The organism is Neorhizobium sp. P12A (assembly GCF_008365395.1).
In the GTDB taxonomy this organism is placed as follows: Bacteria; Pseudomonadota; Alphaproteobacteria; order Rhizobiales; family Rhizobiaceae; genus Rhizobium.
The window spans coordinates 1-20,375 of sequence record NZ_QOVX01000041.1; the positions used below are offsets into that span (position 1 = coordinate 1).

Consider the following 20,375-nt stretch of genomic DNA (forward strand, 5'->3'; position numbering starts at 1 on the left):
GCGGCAATCAGAAAACGACGAAGAACTTGTCAGCGGCAATCAGCGTGATAATTTGATCCCGACCGCGACCTAAGAATCTCATCCAGATTGTCGCAACCGTCTCATCCTGATCGCCGCGCTATAAGCAATTCCTTCCGTTGCTCAAAGTATGTCCGGAAATATTCCACCTCCTCTTCCGCGTTGAACAATTGTATGAGCAGCCGCAGCGTATCCGGATCCTCCGGCTCGGTTCGAAAGATGAGAATGGCAGCGCTCTTTATAACCTCATCATCTTCCGGCCCTCTGGCGGAAGCGGCTGCCTCTTTCAAAAGGGCCTTGAGAAGGTCGCTATGGCTATTTTGGCATTGGACTAGCCATCTCTCGAAATCGGGGCTTTGACAACGGACCGGTCCCAGGTATGGCTGATCGAAGAGCGCAACCAATCGCCTGAGTCGAGCCACGGGCTTTGTCAAATCCCCTCCTTGCAGAGACAGAAGATCCGAGGTGATTGGTGTTCTGCCACTGGAAACCATGCCGTCGGTAAAGCTAAGAAACTCCACCCCGAGCTGGTTCTGGCGGGATCTGATCCTCGAAATAGCTTTGCGCAAATTGACCTGCTCGACATCCCTGCCGGCGCCGCCCCATAAGATCCGAGCCAACGTCGTACGTCGCTCCGACTCTCTCTGCATACTGAGCAGATAGGAGAGGACCAATAAGCCCTTTTCTGGGAAGCTGACAATTCTACCGTCGGCATCAAGGAGCTGCAGGTTGCCAAACGTTTGCAAGGAAAACGTCATTCTCAAATTCACCCAGGCGATATGAACTATCGATCAACGCATTGAAGAATAGGAACAAACATGACCTATTTTTACAACGAGAAAATGCAAACCTGCAATCAAAAATACAGCCTATCCTATTATTATGGCAGACTCAACGGTTGCAATCGATCACACGTTCAATCGCGTTGTCTCACGCTGGTAAACGCGATTGCCGTGGCCTGAGATCTTGTTGCCCTGCGAACGAGGGAAGAGTCCCGGATCCCACCTCAATTTCTGTGCCGTCAGTCAACAGTGGGATCTTGCGATCGACCATTAATCTGGATGACGCGCTTGTCGAAAGGGCCCGTTCTCTAACCGGCTCGAAGGAAACGTCCGCGGTGGAATTTACGGCTGGCTCGCCAGAGACTAGCACCGGTATTGCAGGCAGCGCGACGGCTCCTCGTCTTTACGACTGCTGGGAGCAATCAAACAATTGAAGAAATTTCAATTGCAGGCGCCAATCAGAATTTCGTTCCGCAATACCCCTTCCGCCATCACATATTTGGACATGATTGCCGCAAACTTAAAATGAAAAACTATTGAGACCGTCGAGTTTGCTTGCTAGCGTTGAAGCGCTTCAAAACAAGATTGTCTCATGCACCGCAAACGTCCAACCATTGCCGATGTCGCTCGATCTGCCGGTGTCTCCATCGGTACGGTGTCGAACTATATAAATGGAACCGCGACGGTCAAAGACGCAACGCGCGAACGTATTGAGAAAGCCATCGCCTCCCTCGCCTATCGGCCAAGTGCGATTGCGCGTTCGCTTTCGGGGCATTCCGCCGGGAGGCAACGCGACCTTGGCGGACTGCCGCGTTTGCTCGTGGTCGGCTACATCAGCGTGGATTATCTCTGCAGGGTCGCGGTCCTGCCTCATCGCGACGATCGCGTCACAGCGCGCCATATCGAAAAGGCACTCGGCGGTCCTGCAGCAAATCTTGCCGTTGCCGCGGCAGGTGTCGGCGCACCATTCGCGCTGGACGTCGAGCTAGCCACCGCCGTCGGTGACGACCCTGACAGTGACTGGGCACTGCATGAACTTGGAAAACGCGGCGTTCACGCCCTGCCGATCAAGCGTCCTTTCAATAACAGGCTCTCACGCGCAATCGTCATCATCGAGCTGAACGGCAGCCGGACGATCATAAACGAGCCTTTCGAACTGAGCGAAGTCGATCTGACCGCCAATATGGATGTGCAGCCGGAAACGCGCCCGGCATGTCTTCATATAGAAGGCTTTCACTATGAGCGGATGATGAGTTCGATCGACCGCTTTCACCAGGCTGGATGGCGCGTCAGTCTCCATTCGACCGGTCTGCCGGAAAGCTCGCGCACTCCGGCCGCCTTTCTTGATCTGGTGAAGCATGTCGACTTGACATTCGTCAATGATGTGACGCTTCGCGAGATATTCGATTTTCGCACGCCGATTTCGACAATGATCCAACAGACCCATGACGCTCTCTCACGCGTCAAAGGACGCGGCGACGTGGTCCTGACCCTTGGAGAATTCGGAGCGGTCGTTTTTAGACGCGGCGGCGGCCCCCAGATCGAAGTGCCGGCCTTGCCTGTCGAGCGGGTGGACGCCACGGGAGCCGGCGACGCCTTCGCGGGTGTTTTCCTCAGCTTGTGGCTTCACGGCGCTACCCTTGAGGAGGCCGCCCGTTACGCGGCAGTTGCCGGCAGCCTGACAACGACCGCGGAGGGTGCCCAGGGTCGGGTGTCAACCTTTGAAGAGCTGAAAGCGGAACTACGACCAGTCTTAGGAATGGCTTCGCGATAATGCGCGGCTGAAACGAAGAAGCACGGTGCGAACAAGAACACCGGCTTAAAAGCAGGGAACGAAAATGGTCTTCAGGATGTCGGGAATTGTGAAGCGCTTCGGTGGGCTGGTAGCGCTCAACCATGTCGACTTCGAGGTTGCAGACAGCGAGGTCATGGCACTTGTCGGCGACAATGGCGCCGGGAAATCGACTCTGATCAAAACCATGTCCGGCGCACACGTGCCTGACGAAGGCGAGATAAGGATGCTTGGAGAGATCGTCCGGTTTCGATCTCCTCAGGATGCCTGGAAAAGCGGCGTGGCGACAATCTATCAAGAGCTTGCCCTCGCCGGGAAGATGACGGTGGTCGACAACATTTTCCTCGGTCGCGAGATCAAGCGCCCGCGTCTGGGAATTCCCTTTCTCGATCTGCAGGCCATGCGCAATCGCACCACCGAGCTTCTGGCCCAACTCGACGTACATGTGCCGAGTATCGATAGCTGGGTCGAGCAGATGTCCGGCGGCCAGCGCCAGGGCGTCGCAATTGCCCGAGCTCTCAATATGGATGCGCGACTTATCATCATGGATGAGCCGACCGCCGCGCTCGCCGTCGCCGAGGTGCGCAAGGTTCTCGATTTCGTTGTCCGACTGCGCCAACAAGGAAAATCGGTCGTGCTGATTTCCCATAATATCCAAGACGTCTTCGAGGTGTCGGACCGTATCTCGGTCATGCGCCATGGGCGATGCATCGCGGTCCGCGAGACACGCAAGACGACACCCCAGGAGATAATCGGCCTCATCACCGGGGCCCACGAAGTCCGCGCTGTCGCCTCCTAAGCGCTGGCACAATCCGGCTTGCCGGAGAGAATTCAACAAGAAACCAAAGGGAACTAAAACATGAAAAATCTGATGATATCCGCTTTCATAGGCCTTCTTGCCAATACCGCGACGATCGTTGCAGTCCATGCCGCCGACGTGCGCGTCGCCTTTGTCCCACAGATCCAGGGCATCCCCTACTATGTCGCCATGGAGGAGGGAGCGAAGAAGGCGGCGGCGAAGTTTGGCGTCCAATATACACAGCAGGGTCCGACCAGCACAAATTCGGCGGACCAGCTCCGGATCTTCGAGAGTTTCGTGAATCAGGGCTTCAACGTGGTCGGCGTTTCGCCCGTCGACGTCGAAACGTTGAAGCCGGCGATCACGGCCGCCGAGAAGAAAGGCGTTCACGTCATCACGTCGGACGCGGACGCTGCGGGCAGTGATCGCGAGTTCTACGTCGCTCAAGCGATGGATAAGGATCTCGGTTACACGATCCTCGATGAAATGGTCAAACGCGTCGGCAAGCAGGGCAAGATCGCAATCATTTCAGATGCGCCGACCATTGCGAGCCTGAACAACTGGATCGCCGCCATCCAGGAACGGGCAAAGTCGGCCTATCCGGATCTTCAGATTGTCTCGGTCGATCATACGGACGGGACTGCGGCACGGGCATTTCAATTCGCAACCGATGCAATGACGCGGAATCCTGATCTCAAGGGCATCATCGGCATCGCGTCGACGACCTGCCCGGGAATCGGCCAGGCCGTTGAAGCGGCGGGGCGTACGGGTTCGATCGTGACCAGCGGCTTCTGCTCGCCGAATACGGTTCGTGATTATGTCACGAGCGGCGCCATGACCTACACCGTGCTTTGGAACCCTGCCGACCTTGGCTATCTTACGGTCTGGGCCGGCAAACAGATTGCCGATGGCTCGAAGTTCGATGCAGCTCCGAAGGTCGATGGCTTGGAAGCTGACGTGAAATGGATGCCTGCCGACAAGACGCTGCTGCTTGGCGCGCCGATGGTTTTCACCAAGGATAATATCGGTAATTTCAACTTCTGATCTGTCTGTCCACCGATCCCGGCAAGTCCCTGCGCCTTGCCGGGAAAGATCGAGAGTTGTTACAATGCAAGATGTTATCGCCATGCGCCCCGCACTTCGCATCACTTCGCCGACCGCGACACGCGAGTTGGCGCTTTTCGCGGCCATCCTCGTTGTTGGCACGGGGTTTTCGTTTGCGTCCCCCTATTTTTTAACTCCTCTGAACCTGATTCAGACGCTGCGCGTGGCACTTGAACTGGCGATCGTCAGCGCGGGCATGACTTTGGTAATCATCATGGGCGGAATAGATGTCAGCGTCGGCGGCATTCTGGCTGTATCCGCGATCATCATCGGGAAGGGATATCAGGCCGGCCTGCCTTCTGTTGCTGTTGCGCCGATGGGCCTTCTGACGGGTGCGCTGCTTGGCGGCTGGAACGGATTTCTGACCACAAAGCTGAAAGTGCCGCCAATCATCGCGACGCTCGGCTCGATGTATATTTTCTCCGCAATCATGTTTCTGGCCATTGGCGGCGCTTGGATCTCCGGGCTTCCTGGCACGCTCTCTCCGATGATCAACGGCAACGTCCTCGGCATACCCGCGGCAGCGATCGTCATCATCTGCGTCTATCTGGGCTGCTGGCTCATCCTGAGGAAGATCCCGTTCGGCCGACACCTCTATGCGATCGGATGCAGCGAACCATCGGCGCGGCTTGTCGGCATCAATGTCGATCGCACCAAGATTGCGACCTATGCCATACTCGGATTGCTGGCCGGTTTTGCTGCACTTCTCTACGTCGCGAGGCTGCGCAATGTGGAAATCAACATCGGTACCACGGTCGCACTCGAGGCGATCGCCGCCACCGTCCTCGGCGGCACCAGCATCACGGGCGGCGTCGGCAGCCTGCTCGGGACGTTGCTCGGCGTGATCTTCATTCGTGTCATACAGAACGGGCTCGTACTGGTCGGGATCTCCTCACTATGGGAAACCGTGATCATCGGGTCGCTGCTCATCATCGTCCTTGCTGGCGACGCCTTGCACAATCTTAGGAAAACCAAGAGCCCCCGATGACAAACTTCATGACCTATTTTCGTGGCGATCCGCTCAAGTCACGGCTTCTATTGCTTGTCTGCCTCTGGCTGGTGGCACTGGTGGCAATGAGCGCAGTGTCTCCCTACTTCCTGCAGGCAAGCACGCTGCCATACCTCCTCCAATACGTTCCGGTGCTTGGGCTGCTCGGTCTTGGGCAAACACTCGTCATCCTTGCTGGAGGCCCGGGCATCGATTTGTCCGTCGGTTCAATCGTCTCCTTAACCGGTGTCGTCATCGGGGGCTTGTTTGCAGCGGGCTTTGCAATTTGGCCGGCGTGCATCCTGGGGCTGGCGTTCGGCGGCCTCCTCGGTCTGCTGAACGGCGTGCTCATCAACGTCTTGAATATTCCCTCGCTGATGGCGACACTGGCTACTATGTTTGCCTACGGAGGGGTGGCCATCGCAACGACGCAGGGAGCTCCGGTCGGTGGTTTGCCGCAATCGTTCAGCTGGCTGGGCCAGGGCACGACGTTCTCCCTCCCGAACTCCTTTCTCTTCGTTCTCCTGCCGGTTGCAATCATTCTCCACGTCATGTTGACGCGCACGACCATCGGTCGGCATATCGTTGCATGTGGCAACGATGAACGTGCTGCACATCTCTCTGGCTTGAATGTCGTTCGCCTGCGTATCGGCCTCTATATTCTGAGCGGCCTGCTTTCGGCCCTAGGCAGTGTCATCTCGCTCTCCTGGTTCCTCGCTGCGCGTCCGGACGCCGGCAAGGGCATGGAGCTTCTTGCCGTGACGATTGCCGTCCTTGGCGGAACCCATATTTTCGGCGGCACGGGCGGCATTCCAGGAACCGTCATCGCCATCCTGATTATCACCACGCTGCAAATCGGCCTTCAACTTGCCAATATCTCGGCGGCATGGCAGCTCGGCATTATCGGCGTGATGCTCATCGCATCCGTGGCTCGCAGCGACGTTATCCGCAAGATGTGGAGCTTCAGGCTGTGAAGACGGAATTTGACGTGCTCTGCATCGGCGATCTCGACGTCGATCTCTTTATTTCCGTGCCATCCATACCGGGCTTCGACCAGAAAATATCAGGCCGAAATCTGGGGCAACGACCGGGTGGGATGTCTGCCAACACCGCCGTTGCGCTTACAAGGCTTGGTCGTAGCGTGCGCCTGCTCTCGGTGGTTGGCGATGATGCCGCCGGCCGGGAAACGCTCGCACATCTGATGGCGGACGGTGTCGATGTCGGCTTCGTCAAGGAACTTCCGGCGGTCAGTACCTTCATGTGCGTGGTTCTCCTGTCTCCATCGGGGGAGAAATCCCTGATCAAGCTCGAATCCGACGCCTATCTGCCAAAGCCCGACGATCTTGTGCCAGAGGCTTTTGAAGGAATTCGCCATGTGCACGCGACCTATGGCTCGGCCGATTTGACCCTTCGCGCATTTGCGATGGCCCGTGATCGCAACATCCCCGTTTCGCTTGATCTGGAACCGCCCGATATTCGGTTGTATCCGCAGCACCTGTCGACGGTATTGTCGATGGTCGATACCCTCTTCTTGAACGGTGAGGCCCTCAAGGAGGCATCGCAGGCACTCGGCCGCTGCATCCATCCCGGCATGCTCCGGCCAGGCGGCGAGATTGTCTTGACGCGAGGCGCAGAGGGTTGCCGCAGGATATCCGACGGCGGCACGCTGGACGTTCCGGGTTTCAAGGTAGAGGCCGTCGATACGACGGGCGCCGGCGACTGTTTTGCCGGGGCTTATCTGGCCTCGAAGCTCGAAAATTCGCCTGTGCACGACCGCCTTCAGTTCGCCAACGCAGCGGCGGCCATCGCCACTCTCAGCTTTGGCGCCCAGGCCTCGATGCCCCGACGGGACGCCGTTAAACAGCTTCTTTCGACGTCCGGGCGATTTGATGCAAGCAAGACCCTTTCAGATGGAGCCCGCTGATGCCTGAACGGCGATTTGAACATGTGATGGAATTGAGCGGGCTGGACCTTTCAAAGCCCGACGATCAGACAATGCATTTTCTCTGGCAGATCGTCGACGAAGGCGTGCTTGGTGCCAGCAAGCACGTGTCGCTCGGCAACGAGTTGCTCCTGCATATTCTTGAGACGATCGCCGACCGGACCGAGGCTCTGCGGCGAGCGCGGCTTGCCGCCGGCTTTATCTCGCGCACACGCGGTCAGGATACGCCCGTCATTGGCAACAGCCTGTCTCTACTTCTTGCCGACCTCGACAAGATCGACCCTGACCGGCAGGCCGAGGCGCTCAAGCAGCGCATCCATGAGTGGACCGCAGCTGCCGGCCTTCGCAAGCAGACGCTGATAGCGTCGGCTGTTCGGCATCTATCCGGCGCACGTGGGGTCATGGCATTTGACTATTCCAGTACGGTCGCTGCCATCGTTCTGGCGCTTGCCAAAACCAATGCTGATCTTGTTGTCGTTGTTCCGGAAAGCCGAACGATCGCCGGTGGCGCGCGCTATCTCGACGAGTTCCTGCCGGCAGGACTGCACGTGCGATATATACCCGATGCCGCGATCGAACACGGACTGGCAGATTGCGATGTAGCACTGTTCGGGGTCGAGACATTGCGTGCCGATGGAAGCTTTCTTAATACGATCGGAAGTCGGATGATTGCCCGGCTCGCGGCCCAACAGGATGTCGAAGTTTACGGCTGCACGGATTTGCTCAAACTGGATACCCGCAGCTACGACGGTCACCGTCCTGCGCCCGCCATCAGGAATTATGACCACCCCCTCCTTGATGCGTTGAAAATCGATGGGATCGAGAGGGCCGATACGCGAGCACCCGAACTTGAAGTTATCCCTGCAAATCTGGTCACCATGCTCCTCACGGAACATGGGCCGGTTCCTCCCCAGGCGATCTGGATGCTTGGTCGCCAGACGTTCAAGCCGTAATAAAGGTTCGACATGATCAACGATATGATGGAGCGCGAGATCGCCGCACAGGCGAGCGTGCTTGCCGATTGCCTTGGACCCATTGCTTCCGCCGTCTCAAAACTTGCTGGGACCGAGGGGCGAATATTCGCCGGGGGCTGTGGAGACTCGGTGTTCGCACCAGCAGCTCTTGCCGGCGTGTTTGCAGCAATGGACATTGATATCGTTGCAAGAACATCGATGTCGCTCGCCGGCTTCACCCGCTTCCTTGCCGGCGACACGGTGATCCTCTCCTCGATTTCGGGGGGAACGAAGCGAACGGTCGAGGCGGCGACCATTGCGCATGCCGCAGGCACAAGAGTGATCGCGGTGACGTGCAATCAAGACAGCGCTCTCGCAAGTGTTGCAGACGATACGATCTTGCTGCCATTCACACCGCTTTCTCGAAAGACGCCGCACACGCTTGATTATGCGGTGACGATGCTGGCTCTCGTGCGGCTGGGGCTGCATTTCAAGGGTAAGGCCGCCGAGGATCTGACACATATCCTTGGGAAAGTTCCCTCTCTGCTGGAAGACGCAAGAACAAGGGCGGTTGCCATTGCCGCGGGGATGGGCGGAGGCAAGCTCTTTCTGCTGGGCGCCGGGCCCGATCTCGGGTCAGCCGAATATGGGGCTGCGAAATTTCACGAAGCGGGCGGTCTCGTCGCGATTGCGGCCGAAACCGAAAATTTCATTCATGGCATGAATTTCATGGTTGAACCGGAAGATACAATTCTTGCGCTGGCCGGCAACGTAGCCGGGCGTTCGCGAGGCGAAGGTGTCGTCGAACAATTCTCGACCTTCGTGGCCCACGCCGGGCTGATCGGAGGCCCTCCTGAAAATCCTTCCTGGGCGGCCGAGTTTCGGTCCGTGCTGCGCACGACGTTCGAACTGCAGTGCCTCTGCCTCGCGGTAGCGAATACAAAGAACCTTGCTTTGGAGTCGCCCCGCGCGGGGCGCGACAACGGCAGCGTTCATCTTGAGATCCAATCGCGATTGATGGCTCGATGAAGGAGACAGAGCGCAGCACGATCGATTTGCAATTGGCCTGCCCTTGAATTAGCGGCCCCTTCAAAGCCGATGCCCTCAAATCAAAATCAAATCGCAGAATGAGAGAAAATTTAGCAAAAGCAGCTTGACGAAATGTCATGACGTTATACTCTTTCGACATGAGCTGGAACGACGCAAAACTTGATGAAGGCCCCATCCCTCTCTGGTCGCAGATTGCCGAGCGGCTGCGAGCTGACATCGATAGCGGACGGTTCAAGCCGGGAGATACGCTGCCAGGTGAGACCGAAATCAACCTGCATTTCGGAGTTAGCCGCAGCACCTCACGGGCCGCGCTCGACTATCTGGAGACGGAAGGGTTAATAAAAAGGCGATCAGGGCGTGGATCGATCGTAGTCGAGCCGCGTGTCGAGCGGCCGCTCAACCGGATTTCGTCGTTCTCAGAGGACATGCGGTCAAGAGGTCTGCAGCCTGGTTATCGCACACGCTGGATCAAGATCGTGCCGGCAAGCCAGGTCGTTGCTGCGGAATTGCAGATGCTGCCTGGAGAGCCCGTTGTAGAGATCGACAGAACGATGTTTGCGGACGACAGGCCGCTTGCGACGTCGATCACCTACATGAAGCCCTCGATTTTCGAGAAATCAGGAATTCCAACGGTTGAGGAGCTGGATGCGAGCTCTCTCTATGACCGGCTGCGCCGGGACGGCATCGTCATAGATACCGGCGACGAAAGGATCGAGGGGGCGCTGGCCGACGCAACAACGGCACGCATTCTTGAAGTGAAACAGCCAGCGGTCGTGCTGATCTGCCACAGGACGTCGCGAATGCCCGACCGGCGACCGGTCGAATATGTCGTGCTTCATTATCTGGCCGAACGCTACAGCTTCCATGTGAAGCTGGGTTAACCGCACCGGCGCTGACTGCCGTTTCTAGGACAATGCCTCGCGGCGCAGTTCGCGGGACTGCCGGAGGTTTGCCACGCACGCCCCGGCGATTGCAACTCATCCTTTGCCATCAGCAATTATGCCGCCGGGCCTTCACCCGGCGTAGGAAAAGCGCGTCCTCGAAGACCCGCAACACAATAAAAACACCAGAGAAGGAACATTGAATTGAAAACAACGTGCACTTCGATCTTAGGCATTGCCGCCCTCTCCCTGTTTCTGCTGCCGATCAGCGCGTCTGCCCAGACCCCGCAGAAGGGAGGCACGCTCAATGTCGGCGTCGTTTCCGATCCGGTAACGCTCGATCCGGCGTTCTTCGCTTCCTATTTCGAGCTTTACGAGCAGTACCTCATCTACGAACCGCTTTTGACCATGACCCCCGACCTTAAGGTCGTACCGGGCATCGCGAGCTACAAGCAGATCGACAATCTGACCTATGCGTTCGACATCAAGCCCGGCGTGACGTTCCAGGACGGCACCCTCTACGATGCTGTTGCCGCGAAATTCAATCTTGACCGCATGCTCGACCCGAAGGTCGGCTCGCCACGTCGCTCAGATCTCGGCCCTGTCACCTCGGTCGACGTAACGGGCCCCTTGAGTTTTACCGTCAAGTTCTCTCAGCCCTATGCGCAGTTCCCGCTGGTGATGACCAATCGCGCCGGGCTGTTCGTCTCGCCGACCGCGCTGCAGAAGCTCGGCCCAGACTTTCCGGCAAAAGGCGTCGGTGCCGGTCCTTACAAGCTGGAAAGCTGGACAAAGAACGGCCAGATGGTTCTCACTGCGTTTGACGGCTACTTCAAGGGACGTCCGGCACTGGACAAGATCGTCATCCGCCCGATCCCGGATGAAACCTTGCGTACCGCAAGCTTGAAAAGCGGCGACTTGCAGCTCACCGATCTTGTGCCACCGCAGATGCTCGGCCAGATCAAGACCGACCCGAATATTGCTGTTGCCGACCTTCCTGGCCTGGGGTTCAACGCGTTTTCGATCAACAACACGGCCGCTCCGTTCAACGACAAGAAGGTGCGGCAGGCGCTGCTCTATGCGATCGACAAAGATGTGGTGAACAAGGTCGCCTACTTCAATTCCGGCACACCGTCCTACGGCCCGGTACCCCCGCCGGTCTCCTGGGCCTTCGACGCGAATTTCATGCCCTACAAGCGCAATATCGCCAAGGCCAAGCAACTGCTGGCAGAGGCCGGCCATGCGGACGGCGTCTCTTTCGCGATCACGGTCGTCGCCTCGCCGCTGCAACTGCGCATAGCCCAGATCATCCAGGCACAGGCACAGGAAGCCGGTTTCAAGGTCTCGGTCCGACAGGTTGACGCGACGAGCCTGATCACCGTTCTGCAGAAAAGAGACTACGATATCTGCTGGTCTCCCTGGAGCGGCCGCCCGGATCCGGATGGCAATATGTTCAATTGGTTCACCAAGGATGGCCCGAACAACTTCTCGGGTTACCAGAGTGACGTGGTGGATGGCCTGATGCGCAAGGCACGCGTCAGCGCAAGCCAGGACGACCGCGCAGCGATGTATAAACAGGCTCAACAGATCATTTCCGACGATGCGGCAATGATGTTCCTTCATTTCGACTCGACGCTGCAGGGCTCCAGCAAAAAGCTGCATTGGACGCCCTATCCCGACACAGCATTCCGTCTGGGCGATGCGTGGCTGGAAAAATGATCGGAGTTCGACCCGAAAATCAGGCAAGGCCGCCGCAGAAGTCTCTCAGTTTGCGGCGGCGCAACACACGACAACAAAAGGCATATTAGATGAGTGAAGCAACCAAGGCACATCCTGTTTTCCAACCAAAGCCAAACGCGATCGAACAGATTTTTGGCCGGCGCAAAGCCATCATCGGGGTCATCCATTCGCTGGCCCTGCCCGGCTCTCCAAACTATGACGGCCAACCGATTTCCGAAATCATCGATTTTGCGGTCGCCGAAGCCGAACGATACAAGGCGGGTGGCGTCGACGGGTTGATCGTCGAGAACCACGGCGATATTCCGTTTGCCAAGCCGGATCGTCTTGGGCCCGAGACAGCCGCTTCCATGGCGGTCATGGCCGACACGGTAAGACGGGCGAGCGGCCTGCCGATTGGCGTGAATGTGCTGGCGAATGGCGCGATCCAGGCGATAGCCGTCGCCAAGGCCGCCGGCGCCGCCTTCGTGCGCGTCAACCAATGGTCCAACGCCTATGTTGCGAACGAAGGATTGATGGACGGACCGGCCGGAGAAGCCGCCCGTTACCGCGCCTTTCTGCGCGGCCGCAACATCAAGATCTTTGCAGATGTGCATGTGAAGCACGGCGCTCATGCGATTACCGGCGACCGCACAATCCAGGAACTTGCCCGCGACAACGAATTCTTCGATGCCGATGTGGCCATCGCTACCGGCCAACGCACCGGCGATTCTGCCACGATGGAGGAATTGCAGGCGATCAACGCGGGTACGGCCCTGCCAGTTACCGTTGGCTCCGGCGTCAACCCCGACAATATCGGCGATATTTTCACCGTCGCAGACGCAGTTATCGTCGCAAGTTACATGAAGCGCGATGGCGTGTGGTGGAATCCCGTGGATCCTGAAAGACTGAATGTCTTCATGGAAGCCGTTAAAAAAGCAAGGAACTGAGCTCACATGGCGAGGGTCCTCGTGCTCGGGAATGCCGGGCTTGATATCAGTCTGAGCATGCCGCGCCTCCCGGAACGCGGGGAGACCCTTCTGGGCGACGGGGTTACCCGTGCGCCCGGTGGCAAGGGGCTCAACCAGGCTGTCTGCGCTGCGCGCGCAAGGGCCACGGTTCTCTTCCAAGCCCCGGTTGGCGACGATGCCACGGCAGACGAGATCAGATCCGCACTTGCGGCGGAAGCTGAACTCGTTTTTGAACCATCGGTGGTGCCAGGGGCAACGGATTTCTCGCTTCTCATGGTTTTGCCGGATGGTGAAAACAGCATCGTCAGCGCCGGACCCTGTGCCGCCGCCTTAGGCCGGGCGGCGGCGGCAGCCTTCGCCAGCCGAGTCGAGCCTCAGGACATTTTCCTCGCCCAGGGCAATCTTTCACTGGACGCAACGCTCGAAGCTTTTGTCGTGGCCCGGGGACGCGGAGCAAAAACCGTGCTGAATCCGGCGCCGATATGGTGGGACATCGACCCTCTCATCCCCCATTGCGACGTGGTGATCGTCAACCAGAGTGAAGCAGAAACGATCAGCGGCAAGACCGACCCGACGTTGGCGCTTGGTGAACTTTCCAGGCGCGGAGCTCAAACCACGATCGTCACACTCGGGGGCGACGGTTGTTTGATGCAGTCTGGTGGAAAAATGACGAGATACACAGCCGTGCCGGTGAACGTGCGCGACACGACAGGTTGCGGCGACACGTTCTGCGGCGTGCTCGCTGCTGCCCTCTCTCGCGATATGTCCCTGGATGACTCGATCCATTTCGCACAGGCGGCGGCGGCAATTACGGCGACACGCACGGGAGCTTACGCCGCCCTGCCGCAGCGCGTCGAACTCGACGCGCAATTCTCTGGGGGAGCCTGACAGCATGGCCCTGCATGAACAAGAGCTTCTTCTCGATATCGATCGCATGTCCGTCGAACTCGGGCCGCCTGGCCAACGCGTTCCTATCGTGCGCGATATCTCCATATCGCTCGCAAGAGGCAAGATCACCTGCATCGTGGGAGAATCCGGTTCCGGCAAGAGTGTTTTTGCCATGTCGCTCATGCGACTGATAGCAGAAGAGATTTCCAGCATCACCGCCGATCGCGCGCTTTTCGAGGGCGAAGATCTGACCAGCCTGAACGAACGCGATATGCAGCGGTTGCGCGGCGGTCGGATGGCAATGATCTTCCAGGAGCCGATGACCAGCCTTAATCCCGTTTTCACGATCGGCGATCAGATCGCTGAAGCTGTACAGCTCCACCAGAAGGTTTCCTCGCGGCAGGCCCGAGACAAGGCGCTCGCCGCCCTTCAAAGCGTCCATATTCCGGCCGCGGAGCGCCGGCTCGACACCTATCCGCACGAGCTGTCCGGGGGCATGCGCCAGCGCGTCATGATTGCCATGGCACTTGCCTGCGAGCCCTCGCTATTGATTGCCGACGAACCGACCACAGCGCTCGACGTCACCATTCAGGCGCAGATTCTGGCTCTGCTGCTGGAACTTCGCGAACGCTCCGGGATGGGTATCCTGTTCATCACTCACAATCTCGGTGTGGTGGCGGAAATCGCCGACGACGTCGCGGTCATGTATGCAGGCCGTGTTATCGAAAAGGCGCCTGCAGCATCCCTCTTTGCCGACGCGCAACATCCCTACACCCTGGCACTGCTGGCGGCCATGCCGCATTTGAACGGTTCAGTCGATCGGCTGGAACCGATCCATGGACGCATGCCGCCGCCATGGGAACAGGAAATCGGCTGCCGGTTTGCGCCACGTTGTCCCTTCGCCGCAGACGAATGCACGAAGCTGCCGCAGCTTCGCGAAATCGACACAGATCACTACGTTGCCTGCTGGCGTGCACCCGTGGAGGGCTTGGCATGACACCGCTACTTGCCGCGGAAAATCTCGTCAAATCCTTCTCCGTCTCGACCGGATGGCGCAATACGAAGCGCTTCTATGCGGTCGACAACGTCAGCCTGCACGTAGAACGCGGACGCACACTCGCGATCGTCGGAGAATCCGGCTGCGGCAAGAGCACGGTTGGCTCGATGCTGCTTCGACTTCAGGATCCCGATAGCGGTCGTATCCTTCTCGATGGCGCAGGCGTGATGACGCTTGATCGGGATGGACTGCGCCGTTTTCGACGCCGGGTCCAAGTCGTTTTCCAGGATCCTTTCGCCTCGCTGGATCCACGCGAACGCATTCGTGACGTGCTGATGCGGCCGATGTTGCTCCACCAGCTTTGCGACAAGGCCGAGGCGCCGAAGCGTGCCGCCGCCCTGATGGAGGCGGTCGGCCTTTCCGCCAGCCAACTCGACCGGTTTCCGCATCAGTTTTCCGGCGGCCAGCGGCAACGGATCGCGATCGCCAGGGCGCTCTCCGTCCAGCCGGATGTGATCATCTGCGACGAGCCCGTTTCCGCGCTCGACGTCTCGGTGCAGGCGCAGGTCGTCAATCTGCTGCAGGACCTGCAACGCGACACTGGTGTCGCGCTCATCTTCATCTCCCACGATCTTTCCGTGGTGCGCCACCTGGCCCACGAGGTGGCCGTCATGTATTCCGGCCGCGTCGTCGAGCAAGGAGAGACCAAGCCGCTTTTCGAGCGACCGAGCCATCCCTACACACAGGCTCTCCTGGCCGCTGCACCGACCATCGAGGCTCCGAAACGCGCTCCGACGCTGCTTTCCGGCGAGCCGCCGGACCCCACCGATCGTACACCAGGCTGCCGTTTTGCCGCCCGTTGTGCATATCGAACCGAGCAGTGCCTTCAAGAGGAGCCGGCGCTCATGAAGATCGAAGGTGAACATCTAGCGGCCTGCTTCTTGGCGAAAACCTTGCCGCCCGTCTCCAACGCCGTGGACGTCTTGTCCGAAACACCGGCCGCGGCACGGATTGCTGCCTATCGCCGTGCGCGTGACGGGCAGACGATTTTGCCTGGGGAGATGCAGAAATGAAGCTGCTCATCTCCCGCGTTCTTTCCACCGTTCCCGTGCTCTTCGGCCTCTGCGTCCTGTCCTACACGCTGCTTGCCATGATTCCCGGCGACCCGGTGACTGCGATGCTCGGTATGGATGCCTCGCCGGACGCGATCGCAGCGCTCCGTGCCAAGTTCGCGTTGGACCAGCCGCTGCCGATCCGGTTCCTGTCCTGGTTCGGGCATCTGCTGACCGGTGATCTCGGACGCTCCATCCAGTCGGGCCGCCCGGTGCTGGATATGGTCATGACGGCCTTGGTGCCGACCATACAGCTTGGTCTTGCAGCACTCCTGATTTCGTTGCTAATCGCAATACCGGCGGGTGTCATCTCGGCTTCGCGACGGAACACGGCGGCGGACTATGGCGTCTCGCTGCTTTCCCTTGCAGGACTTTCACTGCCGAGTTTTTGGCTGGCCATCCTGCTGGTGCTGTTCCTGTCGATCCGTCTGCAGCTCTTTCCGTCCACCGGCTATGTTGCCTTCAGCGACAATCCAGCGTCGGCACTGCGCCACATCACCCTGCCGGCCATCACGCTCGGGGTTGCTTTGGCCGCCTCGACAATGCGCATGACACGAGCAGCCATGCTCGAGGTCCTGAACGCCGACTATATCCGCACTGCCCGTGCGAAGGGCCTCCCGCGGTGGCGCGTCGTTTGGAAGCATGCCCTGCGCAACGCCCTCATTCCCGTCACGACCCTGGTCGGCTTGCAGCTCGGCCAGCTCATGGGCGGCGTCGTTGTGACCGAAACGGTGTTCGCATGGCCTGGCATCGGCAAGCTGACTGTCGATGCCATTTTTTCCCGAGACTATCCTGTCGTACAGGGCGCGATCCTCGCCTCTGCAGTGCTGTTCGTTTTCATCAACCTTGCGACCGATTTGTTATACGCGGTCCTCGACCCCAGACTGAGGAAACGCACATGAGCTCGGTCTTCGTCTCGCATTCGCTCGTTCGCCGCCTTGCGGAAGACAGTCGCAGTGGGCTCGGCATGTCGCTTGTCGCTTTGCTCGTCGTCTCGGCAATCTTCGGCCCCATGCTCGTGCCTTACGGCCCCGACGCCGCGGACTTCATGGCGACGCTCGCCCCGCCATCCTCCAGCCACTGGCTCGGCACCGACGACCTCGGCCGCGACGTCCTCTCGCGCATTCTTGCCGGAGCGCGGGTCTCGCTTCTCGTCGGGTTCTTGAGCGTTGGTGGCGCCGTTCTCATCGGATTGCCCATTGGCCTTGCCGCCGGCTATTTTGGCAAGAAGACCGATGCGGTACTTATGCGCTGCATGGATGTGCTCCTCGCTTTTCCCGGCATTCTCCTCGCTTTAGGCATCACCGCCGCGCTTGGCGCATCACTCCCCAACACGATCGTCGCAATCGCCGTGATCAACACGCCGACGATCGCTCGCGTTGCGCGCGCCCAAACCATGCTGATCTCAAGCCTCGACTACGTGAAGGCCAATCGCGCGCTCGGCTTCGGCCACACCACCATCATGCTGCGAAGCATATTGCCGAATGCCATGTCGCCGGTGCTGGTGCAGGCTTCGCTGCTGCTTGCCTCCTCGATCATTACCGAATCCTACCTCTCGTTTCTCGGTCTTGGCGTGCAGCCGCCGACACCGACCTGGGGTACGATGCTGCGAGATGCCGTAAGCTTCATCGATCAGGCGGATTGGCTCGCCTGGTTTCCGGGAGCGGCGATTTTCCTGACGGTGCTTGGCTTCAACCTGTTCGGAGACGGCCTGAGAGATCGACTCGATCCGCGCGACTGAAAGCCAATTCAGCAATCCCCGACCTGACCGGAATTCTCAGAAGGAATGGATTACAATGACCAAGAAAGTGCTTCTCGTCGGCGAGAGCTGGGTGAGCTCCGCTACTCACTACAAAGGCTTCGACCAATTCGGCAGCGTTACTTTTCACCTGGGCGCCGAGCCGCTGGTAAAGGCGCTTGAAGGCAGCGAATACGAGCTGACCTATATGCCCGCCCACGAGGCTGTCGAGAAATTCCCTTTCGACATGGCAGGCCTCGACGCCTATGACGCCATCATCCTGTCGGATATCGGCTCCAATTCTCTCCTTCTGCCGCCAACCGTCTGGCTGCAGTCGAAGACAGTCCCGAACAGGCTGAAACTCATCAAGGCCTGGGTTGAAAAGGGGGGTGGCCTGCTGATGGTCGGCGGCTATTTTTCCTTCCAGGGCATCGACGGAAAGGCCCGCTGGCGCCACACACCGGTAGAAGACGTTCTACCGGTTACGTGCCTTCCCTATGACGACCGCGTCGAAATGCCGGAGGGTTCAACACCTGTCGTCGTAGATCCGGAGCATCCCATCGTGACAGGCCTTGACGGGGAATGGCCCCTGCTTCTCGGCGTCAACGAAGTGCAGTTGCGCGAACGTTCCGATGTCAAACTGCTGGCGCGCCTTCCGGACGACCAAGGCGGACACCCCCTGCTCGTTCTCGGCAAACATGGCGAAGGCCGCACCGTGGCCTGGACGTCCGACATCGGACCTCACTGGCTTTCACCCGCTTTCTGTGAATGGGAGGGCTATGGCCGGCTGTGGAAGAACATCCTCGGCTGGATGACAGAAACGCGTTGACTGCAGCAAGCGAAGCAGGAACGGCCGACAGCAAGTCCATCCGGCCGTCCTGATCAATAATGCCACATTAACTCCAAGAGGTTTTGACTTGGACGAGGCCATATTCCGAACTAGACAGCCTCGAAATTCCGAATTGGACGCGCGTAGATTCCAGATCAGACGAATTTCAACGGGTTAATGAATGGAAAGCAGAACACCTCAGATCAGCTCTACCCAAGGGGCGCGTCTGATCGAGTACGGACGGCATTGAGCGACACACCGGTCGTTCTCGTGAACGGCCCCCGTCAATGCGGCAAGACCGCCTTGGTGCGCTCCCTATTTAGAAAGCGATTTTCTGATCGACTGCTTTCAGTCTTGGGCGGATAGGCCTTCTCGATTATTTCAATGTCGGCTGCCCAGGCAGCGAGCATCACGAAATGCTGGACACCTTCCATCCGCGTGGCCGCATTGGCGCAAAGCGAGCGAAGTGGCCAGTGCCGTCGTATTGCTTGAGCCAGCAGAATTCGTCACAGGCGAAATCCTGCACGTTGACGGCGGCCAGAGCGCCGGTCGCGAATTCATGGCCTCGCTGCCGTTTTGCGCAGTAGAAAGCGGTACTCGTCCAGGTGGACGGAGATCGACAGTTAGCGGCTTCATGCACCGCGGGAACGTCGGCGACTTTGCCCTAGACCCACGTCCTTCGCGAGCCGCGATCGAACTTCGGCGTATGAGGGGGCAACCATCGGATAATCAGATTGAAGGTGCCATTTCTCGCGGTACTCTTGAGGCGATTGCGCGTGATGGGTCATCAGATGGCGCTTGAGCGATTTAAAGTCTACGCCGCACTCAAGGCACGTGAGGTGATCGTCATGCACGGACTTCCTGATGGAAACCGCCGGCCTTTGTTTGGCCGCCGCCGGTACAATCGAAGATGACGTCGCCTGCAATGCCGAATGGATGTCGGAGATCAGTTTGCCGAGTTCAGACACCGGCGTAAAATGCCTGGCAACATACGCTGATACGATCGAGGACGTCAGCGGACCGTAATTCCCCTGCAGTCCTTGTCCCTTGTTGTTTACCATCAGGCATTCCTTTCTCTGAACTGATGCATTTGCCGCGACATACCGCACTCAAGGCACCTAGCCTGAGCAATATTAGATTCGCCTCGCAAAAGAACCCCGTCAAACTAAGGGAGTTCGGTACACTATCGAGCTGCATCGCTGTCGCTAATCTTCCAAAAAGTAGCTGGGTGGATATTCAGCGTCTACGTGACACACGATCAGATGGAAGCGATGACGCTTGCCGACTGGCTGGTCGTTCTCAATGCCGGTCGGATCGAGCAATTCGGAACACCCATCGAACTCTATGAAGGGCCGGCCACGGCTTTCGTTGCGACCTTATCGGATCGCCGTCGATGAATCTTCTCCAGATGACCAATGGTTTTGTGTTATCGACCCGCGATGCACCGACAGAGCAATGCAACAGTCGGAATTCGCCGAGAAGATATTCGGTTGGCCGAAAGCGGAAGCGTGATCGCCTTTCGCGCACGGGTACGGGTTCAAGCAGTGGAGCTGGTCGGTGCAGAAAGCTACGTCTACGGTATTCTTGCCGATGGCCAATCGATCATCGTCCGCCGGCCGTTGGCGAGCGGGTGACGCTGAGATTCCAGTCTTCGGATTTGCTGCTTCTGCCGTAGCACCATTTTCAGTCGATCGGGCGGTTTGGGGGCGCCACGTTCGCGAAAAACTGGAACTGCCGACGGACCTGGCGGCGCAGCTTCGATTTCGCCTTCTCCTCGATGAGCAAGAACAGCTTCTGCAAATCGGGTTCGGCGAC

Annotated in this window: 19 protein-coding genes and 3 pseudogenes; 20 read left to right on the forward strand and 2 right to left on the reverse strand. The window is 58.6% G+C overall.

Features of this window, described 5'->3' with window-relative positions:
* Positions 1-101 precede the first annotated feature (101 nt).
* Positions 102-776 (reverse strand): hypothetical protein, encoded by a 675-nt coding sequence (locus DTW90_RS35760; protein WP_149344796.1) that lies wholly within the window; start codon positions 774-776, stop codon positions 102-104.
* Between the two features lie 281 nt (positions 777-1,057).
* On the opposite strand from DTW90_RS35760, the pseudogene DTW90_RS35765 reads away from it, so the two are divergent.
* The 19 genes and pseudogenes from DTW90_RS35765 to DTW90_RS37970 form a co-directional block, all read left to right on the forward strand.
* A pseudogene (locus DTW90_RS35765) lies at positions 1,058-1,135 on the forward strand (type II toxin-antitoxin system VapB family antitoxin); the annotation flags it as partial.
* A gap of 257 nt (positions 1,136-1,392) precedes the next feature.
* Positions 1,393-2,574 (forward strand): PfkB family carbohydrate kinase, encoded by a 1,182-nt coding sequence (locus tag DTW90_RS35770; RefSeq protein ID WP_132526054.1) that lies wholly within the window; start codon positions 1,393-1,395, stop codon positions 2,572-2,574.
* Positions 2,575-2,638: 64 nt separating this feature from the next.
* Positions 2,639-3,391, forward strand: coding sequence for an ATP-binding cassette domain-containing protein (locus tag DTW90_RS35775; protein ID WP_149344797.1), 753 nt, complete (start codon positions 2,639-2,641; stop codon positions 3,389-3,391).
* Positions 3,392-3,451: 60 nt separating this feature from the next.
* On the forward strand, positions 3,452-4,435 hold the full coding sequence (locus DTW90_RS35780; protein WP_245512937.1) for an autoinducer 2 ABC transporter substrate-binding protein: 984 nt from the start codon (positions 3,452-3,454) through the stop codon (positions 4,433-4,435).
* Between the two features lie 64 nt (positions 4,436-4,499).
* On the forward strand, positions 4,500-5,483 hold the full coding sequence (locus DTW90_RS35785) for an ABC transporter permease (RefSeq protein WP_132526050.1): 984 nt from the start codon (positions 4,500-4,502) through the stop codon (positions 5,481-5,483).
* Entirely contained in the window at positions 5,480-6,457 is a 978-nt protein-coding gene (locus DTW90_RS35790) for an ABC transporter permease (protein ID WP_149344799.1), read from the forward strand. The genes DTW90_RS35785 and DTW90_RS35790 overlap by 4 nt, the downstream gene beginning before the upstream one ends.
* The gene (locus tag DTW90_RS35795; protein ID WP_188080182.1) at positions 6,454-7,407 is read left to right on the forward strand and encodes a carbohydrate kinase family protein; all 954 of its coding nucleotides are present in this window, start codon (positions 6,454-6,456) and stop codon (positions 7,405-7,407) included. The genes DTW90_RS35790 and DTW90_RS35795 overlap by 4 nt, the downstream gene beginning before the upstream one ends.
* Complete coding sequence (locus DTW90_RS35800) at positions 7,407-8,378, forward strand: hypothetical protein (RefSeq protein WP_149344803.1); 972 nt, start codon at positions 7,407-7,409, stop codon at positions 8,376-8,378. The genes DTW90_RS35795 and DTW90_RS35800 overlap by 1 nt, the downstream gene beginning before the upstream one ends.
* 12 nt (positions 8,379-8,390) lie before the next feature.
* Positions 8,391-9,407: an SIS domain-containing protein gene (locus DTW90_RS35805; protein ID WP_149344805.1), complete on the forward strand. Its 1,017-nt coding sequence runs from the start codon at positions 8,391-8,393 to the stop codon at positions 9,405-9,407.
* A gap of 137 nt (positions 9,408-9,544) precedes the next feature.
* Positions 9,545-10,309 (forward strand): GntR family transcriptional regulator, encoded by a 765-nt coding sequence (locus tag DTW90_RS35810; protein WP_149344807.1) that lies wholly within the window; start codon positions 9,545-9,547, stop codon positions 10,307-10,309.
* Between the two features lie 204 nt (positions 10,310-10,513).
* Complete coding sequence (locus DTW90_RS35815) at positions 10,514-12,028, forward strand: ABC transporter substrate-binding protein (RefSeq protein ID WP_149344809.1); 1,515 nt, start codon at positions 10,514-10,516, stop codon at positions 12,026-12,028.
* Positions 12,029-12,117: 89 nt separating this feature from the next.
* Entirely contained in the window at positions 12,118-12,975 is an 858-nt protein-coding gene (locus tag DTW90_RS35820) for a BtpA/SgcQ family protein (protein WP_149344811.1), read from the forward strand.
* 6 nt (positions 12,976-12,981) lie between these two features.
* Entirely contained in the window at positions 12,982-13,884 is a 903-nt protein-coding gene (locus tag DTW90_RS35825) for a ribokinase (RefSeq protein ID WP_149344813.1), read from the forward strand.
* Between the two features lie 4 nt (positions 13,885-13,888).
* Complete coding sequence (locus DTW90_RS35830) at positions 13,889-14,881, forward strand: ABC transporter ATP-binding protein (RefSeq protein ID WP_149344815.1); 993 nt, start codon at positions 13,889-13,891, stop codon at positions 14,879-14,881.
* The gene (locus DTW90_RS35835; protein ID WP_149344817.1) at positions 14,878-15,954 is read left to right on the forward strand and encodes an oligopeptide/dipeptide ABC transporter ATP-binding protein; all 1,077 of its coding nucleotides are present in this window, start codon (positions 14,878-14,880) and stop codon (positions 15,952-15,954) included. Before DTW90_RS35830 ends, DTW90_RS35835 begins: the two co-directional genes overlap by 4 nt.
* Positions 15,951-16,895 carry an ABC transporter permease gene (locus DTW90_RS35840; protein ID WP_149344819.1) on the forward strand — a complete coding sequence of 315 codons (945 nt, stop codon included), beginning with the start codon at positions 15,951-15,953 and terminating at the stop codon, positions 16,893-16,895. The genes DTW90_RS35835 and DTW90_RS35840 overlap by 4 nt, the downstream gene beginning before the upstream one ends.
* On the forward strand, positions 16,892-17,734 hold the full coding sequence (locus DTW90_RS35845; RefSeq protein ID WP_149344821.1) for an ABC transporter permease: 843 nt from the start codon (positions 16,892-16,894) through the stop codon (positions 17,732-17,734). The genes DTW90_RS35840 and DTW90_RS35845 overlap by 4 nt, the downstream gene beginning before the upstream one ends.
* Before the next feature lie 55 nt (positions 17,735-17,789).
* Entirely contained in the window at positions 17,790-18,560 is a 771-nt protein-coding gene (locus DTW90_RS35850; protein ID WP_149344822.1) for a glutamine amidotransferase, read from the forward strand.
* Between the two features lie 431 nt (positions 18,561-18,991).
* Positions 18,992-19,113: pseudogene (locus tag DTW90_RS37970) on the forward strand (3-oxoacyl-ACP reductase); the annotation flags it as partial.
* A 79-nt stretch (positions 19,114-19,192) separates the two neighbouring features.
* Here DTW90_RS37970 and DTW90_RS35865 read toward each other — a convergent pair.
* A complete protein-coding gene (locus DTW90_RS35865; RefSeq protein WP_149344824.1) occupies positions 19,193-19,621 on the reverse strand; it encodes a MucR family transcriptional regulator in 429 nt (142 codons plus the stop codon).
* A 177-nt stretch (positions 19,622-19,798) separates the two neighbouring features.
* Here DTW90_RS35865 and ugpC point away from each other — a divergent pair.
* A pseudogene (gene ugpC, locus DTW90_RS35870) lies at positions 19,799-20,173 on the forward strand (sn-glycerol-3-phosphate ABC transporter ATP-binding protein UgpC); the annotation flags it as partial.
* Between the last annotated feature and the right edge of the window lie 202 nt (positions 20,174-20,375).